At 46.3% G+C, this 5175-nt stretch carries 5 protein-coding genes; 1 reads left to right on the top strand and 4 read right to left on the bottom strand.

Translation table 11 applies throughout. The features are described from left to right. Positions 1 to 509: 509 nt before the first annotated feature. The 3 genes from RIG27_RS32395 to RIG27_RS32385 all read right to left on the bottom strand — a co-directional run bounded on the left by RIG27_RS32395 (position 510) and on the right by RIG27_RS32385 (position 2751). Positions 510 to 1352 (bottom strand): sulfite exporter TauE/SafE family protein, encoded by an 843-nt coding sequence (locus RIG27_RS32395; protein ID WP_446351161.1) that lies wholly within the window; start codon positions 1350 to 1352, stop codon positions 510 to 512. Between the two features lie 81 nt (positions 1353 to 1433). Beyond that, entirely contained in the window at positions 1434 to 1973 is a 540-nt protein-coding gene (locus RIG27_RS32390) for a rhodanese-like domain-containing protein (RefSeq protein WP_446351160.1), read from the bottom strand. A gap of 79 nt (positions 1974 to 2052) precedes the next feature. Next, on the bottom strand, positions 2053 to 2751 hold the full coding sequence (locus RIG27_RS32385; RefSeq protein WP_446351159.1) for an MBL fold metallo-hydrolase: 699 nt from the start codon (positions 2749 to 2751) through the stop codon (positions 2053 to 2055). 339 nt (positions 2752 to 3090) lie between these two features. Here RIG27_RS32385 and hflX point away from each other — a divergent pair, with 339 nt between their 5' ends. Next, complete coding sequence (hflX, locus tag RIG27_RS32380; RefSeq protein ID WP_446351162.1) at positions 3091 to 4809, top strand: GTPase HflX; 1719 nt, start codon at positions 3091 to 3093, stop codon at positions 4807 to 4809. A gap of 61 nt (positions 4810 to 4870) precedes the next feature. Here the strand turns inward: hflX and RIG27_RS32375 are convergent, their stop codons facing one another. Further along, positions 4871 to 5068, bottom strand: a complete 198-nt coding sequence (locus RIG27_RS32375; RefSeq protein ID WP_446351158.1) for a hypothetical protein — start codon at positions 5066 to 5068, stop codon at positions 4871 to 4873. Between the last annotated feature and the right edge of the window lie 107 nt (positions 5069 to 5175).

The raw sequence follows: 5175 nt of genomic DNA, 5'->3' as shown, positions 1-5175 counted from the left end.
CCGTACCGCCTAACCCACCCTACGTGGGTTACGGCGGATATCTAAATTCAAGGATTTGTTTTTTCTATTGAATACCGCCTAACTGTTAGCAACGATAATTTGGTGGGTTACGGCGGATATCTAATTCAAGGATTTGTTTTCTCTATTGAATACCGCCTAACTGTTAGCAACGATAATTTGGTGGGTTACGGCGGATATCTAATTCAAGGATTTGTTTTTTCTATTGAATACCGTACCGCCTAACCCACCCTACGTGGGTTACGGCGGATATCTAAATTCAAGGATTTGTTTTTTCTATTGAATACCGCCTAACTGTTAGCAACGATAATTTGGTGGGTTACGGCGGATATCTAATTCAAGGATTTGTTTTTTCTATTGAATACCGCCTAACCCACCCTACTGATTCGGGGTTATTTGGGTCTATAGGACGGCACATTTTCCCATGATGAAATAATACCTGAAACGACCCAAAAAGTCAAGCCCCAACCAACATTCATCAAATCGGCAATTTATCGATAAGCTATCTGAACCTCTGGCTGCCTAATTGATTCCGTCTGATGCTGTCCTGATGTGAACACCTGACGATTTTGAACTAAAATAAACGCGGCTACGGCAATTAAAAAATAACCAAAGGCTTTCTGTAATTGTTGAGCTTTTACATACTGTGCCAAATATGCGCCAACTATAATTCCCACACTTGCCACCACAATAAATGAACCCATTAACCCCCAATCTAGGGGAACCTGTCCCAAATATCCCAGAAATCCAGCTACCGAGTTACAGGCAATAATTAATAATGACGTTCCCACCGCTTCCTTCATCGGCGTATTTCCTAATAATACCAATGCCGGAACGATCGCGAATCCACCGCCAACCCCGACTAAACCTGTCAATACGCCCACACCTAACCCTTCAGTTAGCATCCACACCCAACAATATTTACACACCGGTTGAGGATAATACTGCAAGTCGTTATCTGGTTTCGTCGGTTTACTGCTTTTGCGGATCATAAATCCTGCGGCAATGATCATCATTACCGCAAAGAGAAGAAGCTGGACCGTTCCGCTGACAAAAAAGGCTAACTTTGCCCCCAAATATGCGCCTACCATCGTCGCCGCACCGAACATAAATGCCTTTTTAAAATTTATATTCCCTCGCCGCCAGTGAGGGATAGTTCCAATCAGGCTAACGGTTCCCACGATAACCAATGTCATCGCGATCGCGCTTTTTGCTTCCACCCCCATCACATACACTAAAATAGGCAAGGCTAGCACCGAACCGCCACCCCCCATTAACCCCAAACTAATGCCAATTCCGGAAGCAAGAATTAGCCCAATTATCCAAGTAGTCATTTGTCTTATGTCCTTGGTCTTATGTCAACACCCTGTAGGGTGGGCATTGCCCACCAACCTTAAATCAGTGACCTATCACATTTAAACTCGTTGATTGTAAGGTAGTTTTGCCAATAACATACCCATGGCACAGGTTCCACTCACGCCTGCAAAGACTAATCCCGCACCGACAAAACCACTCAAGATTAAAAACCAAGGCGAGACAAACGCACCTAATATAGTTCCCGTAAAGACTAATGTCCCTGCCACAATTTGCACTTGTCGGAATAAACTAATTGGCGCATTTTTATTGACCTGAGTCTGATATCCGGCAGATTTCCAAGTGGGTAATCCGCCTTGAAGATGATTCACCGATTCAAACCCAGACTCGAAGAGTTTTTGGGCTGCTTGTTTCGAGCGATTCCCGCTTTGGCAGTACAATACAACCTGTTGATTGGTTTCTGGTTTAACCCCGGTGGGATTCAGGTTAGAGAGTGGCATTAATTTTGCCCCAGGAATATGTTCGCTGGCATATTCGCCCGGTTCCCGCACGTCAATCAGCATTACTTGTTGATTATCTAGCCATTGTTTTAACGTTTGGGCGTCTATTTCTTGTAGGTTATTGGCATTGGCTAAAACCATGATTTTTTCTCCTTATCTATATGCAAAACTTGTCTAACTTAATGTATTGGTGTAGATGTTTACAGGAATCCTTGTTCTTTTATGTTGTCACCGCTACTTTGCCACAGCGTTCATTAGCGGGAACCGCTTCCATCATCTTTTTCGGATCAGGAAGATTTAAGTTATTCATCAATTCGATAAAGCTGGCGCGATCGCGATTGGCTAATCGGGGATTCCATTGCTGTTCTTCGCCAATTGTGGATACGGTATGTCCGTGATAATCATGTCCGGGATACACCAGCGTCTCATCGGGCAAACTAAATAACTTTTGAGTTATGGAATTAAATAACGTGCTTGCATCACCGCCTTGGAAATCAGTTCGACCGCATCCGCGAATTAACAGCGAATCTCCCGTGAGGACGCGATCGCGATTCACCAGATAGGCGTTGTGACTATCGGTATGACCCGGTGTGGCGATCGCAACAATCTCAACTGAACCCACCATTAACACCTCCCCATCCGCCAGAAAGCGGTCAGCACAAGCAGCTGAGGCATTTTGAGGAACCACACCCTGACAGTGAGTCAACTCGCGCAGTTGCGCTGTTCCGGTGACGTGATCGGCGTGAATATGCGTTTCTAGGCAATATTGTAGGGTTAATCCCAACTCATCCAGAAGTTTGCGATCGCGATCCACCTGTTCTTTGACCGGATCGACCAGAATCGCGGCTTTTGTGGTTACATCAGCAATCAGGTAGGTATAGGTGCTGGTTTCACTGTCAAATAGTTGACGAAATAACATCGGTTCATCTCCCTTGGAGCATTTTGTCTATTATTTACTAAATCATTATTTAGTTATATACAAATTACCTCACACGAGACACACCTGTCAAGAGGGGAGATGAGGGAGGGGGGAAGGGCGGGTTTTGGATGAAATGTAGTGATTTCCCCGTTACTTGAGTTCCTAAACCCGCCCCTACATTTGGATTTGCCTGTCAATTGAATTAACTTACAGGAGCAATCTGACGCTCAAAATCCTCTAGATTGGCAGCGGTTTCTTCAGTTTACGCCGGGGAGGAAGTCAAAAACTCGCTAAAATAAACAACAGTAGAGTCAGGAGCCAGTTTACTGGAAGTCGCCTATCGAAACGATCTATGGCAATCTTGTCGGCTTAAAGCCTAGCCAGCTTAAACAACTGCAACGCCTCTATCACCAGCGCTTACCGGGCGATCGCTTGACCACGCCGGAATTTGCCCAACGGTTAGCCGCCATTAGCGCTGATATTAAACAACCTTTATGTACTTACCTGAATCGTCGAGGACAGGTGATTCGAGTGGGAGTGGGAACACCAACACAAACCAAAATCCCACCTTTAGAGTTACCCCGCTATGGTGCAGAACGATTGTGTGGGATTCGCTGCATTGCGACTCAACTCAAATCCCATACCCCGCGTAACACGGACTTAACCGCTATGGCGATTCAGCGCTTAGATGCGTTAGTCATGCTAACCGTGAGTGAATCAGGATTTGAACGCCGGGGAGGGGGTGCAACCGGATATGTCAACGAAACCTATTTAGCCCACCTGATTCCCGTTACTCAGTCTTCCAGACAAGACACCGAGGGTCAACCCAATTGGCTTATGTCCCCAGCATTAAGTCTGGATGTATTGACTAAACAAGATTTCTTTGATTTAGTCGAAGGACTTGAAGCCGAATTTCGCCGCGAATTCATCGCCCAACACGTCGATGTTGATCAAGATCGGGTGTTGATTGTCGGGTTAATGACAGGCAATATGAGTAAGGGGCAGTTTGAAGACGGGTTAGCCGAAATTGCCCGACTGGTGCAAACCGCAGGCGGGGAAGTATTACAGACGATGCGACAAAGGCGATCGCAACCCCATCCTCAAACCGTTGTCGGCGCGGGAAAAGTGCAGGAAATTGCCCTGACGGTGCAGACATTAGGGGCGAATCTGGTCGTATTTGACCGCGACTTATCCCCCGCCCAAGTTCGTAACCTAGAAGCCCAAACTGGGATACGAGTCGTTGATCGCACGGAAGTCATATTAGATATATTCGCCCAACGCGCCCAATCCCGTGCCGGGAAATTACAAGTCGAATTAGCCCAATTAGAATATATGCTGCCGCGCCTCACGGGTCGAGGTCAAGCCATGTCTCGATTAGGCGGTGGAATTGGGACTCGTGGTCCAGGGGAAACCAAATTAGAAACCGAACGCCGTGCAATTCAGCGCCGAATTGCCCGATTGCAACAAGAAGTGAACCAGTTGCAGGCACATCGATCGCGGATGCGACAACGACGCCAGAAACAAGATGTGCCAACGATTTCTGTTGTGGGTTATACAAATGCTGGCAAATCGACGTTGTTAAATACATTAACTAATGCCGAAGTTTACACCGCTGATCAATTATTTGCCACCCTCGACCCCACCACCCGACGTCTACCGATTACTGATCCCAAGACAGGGGAATCGATTACAGTTCTACTCACCGACACCGTGGGATTCATTCACGAATTACCACCCCCCCTCGTCGATTCCTTCCGCGCCACGTTGGAAGAGGTGACAGAAGCCGATGCGTTAATCCATCTGGTGGATTTATCCCATCCCGCATGGCAAAATCATATTCGTTCAGTTATGTCCATTTTGGCAGATATGCCTGTGACACCGGGACCGGTTCTGGTGGTGTTTAACAAGATTGACGACGTAGACAGTGATACCCTAGTTTTAGCCCAAGAGGAATTTCCCCAAGGGATATTTATTTCGGCTAGCAAGCGGTTAGGACTCGAAACTCTACGGCAAAAAATAGCCCAGTTAGTGGATTATGCGATCGCACCACAAATGTAGATGGGGGAGTTATCAGTTATCAGTTATCAGTTATCAGTTATCAGTTATCAGTTATCAGTTATCAGGAGATAGAGGAGATTGTGTAGGGGCGGGTTTCACTACTATCTTTTTGGTTACACCCAGATGTAAATAAACCCGCCCCGACTTCACGTAATGACGAATGACCAATGACCACTGACGAATGACCAATGACCAATGCCCAAGCACGAATGACCAATGACCAATGACCCATGACCAATGACCCATGACCACTGACCAATGTCTCAATATAATTTTACTATTATCGGTGGCGGAATAGTTGGCTTGTCTACGGCCTTAGCAATCGGACAACGCTACCCTGTCTGTAAGATTTTAGTCCTGGATAAT

It is taken from the genome of Coleofasciculus sp. F4-SAH-05 (assembly GCF_040222985.1).
Lineage (GTDB): Bacteria > Cyanobacteriota > Cyanobacteriia > Cyanobacteriales > Coleofasciculaceae > Coleofasciculus > Coleofasciculus chthonoplastes.
Note: the sequence above shows the minus strand (reverse complement) of the source record. Positions and strands in the feature narration are given on the sequence as shown.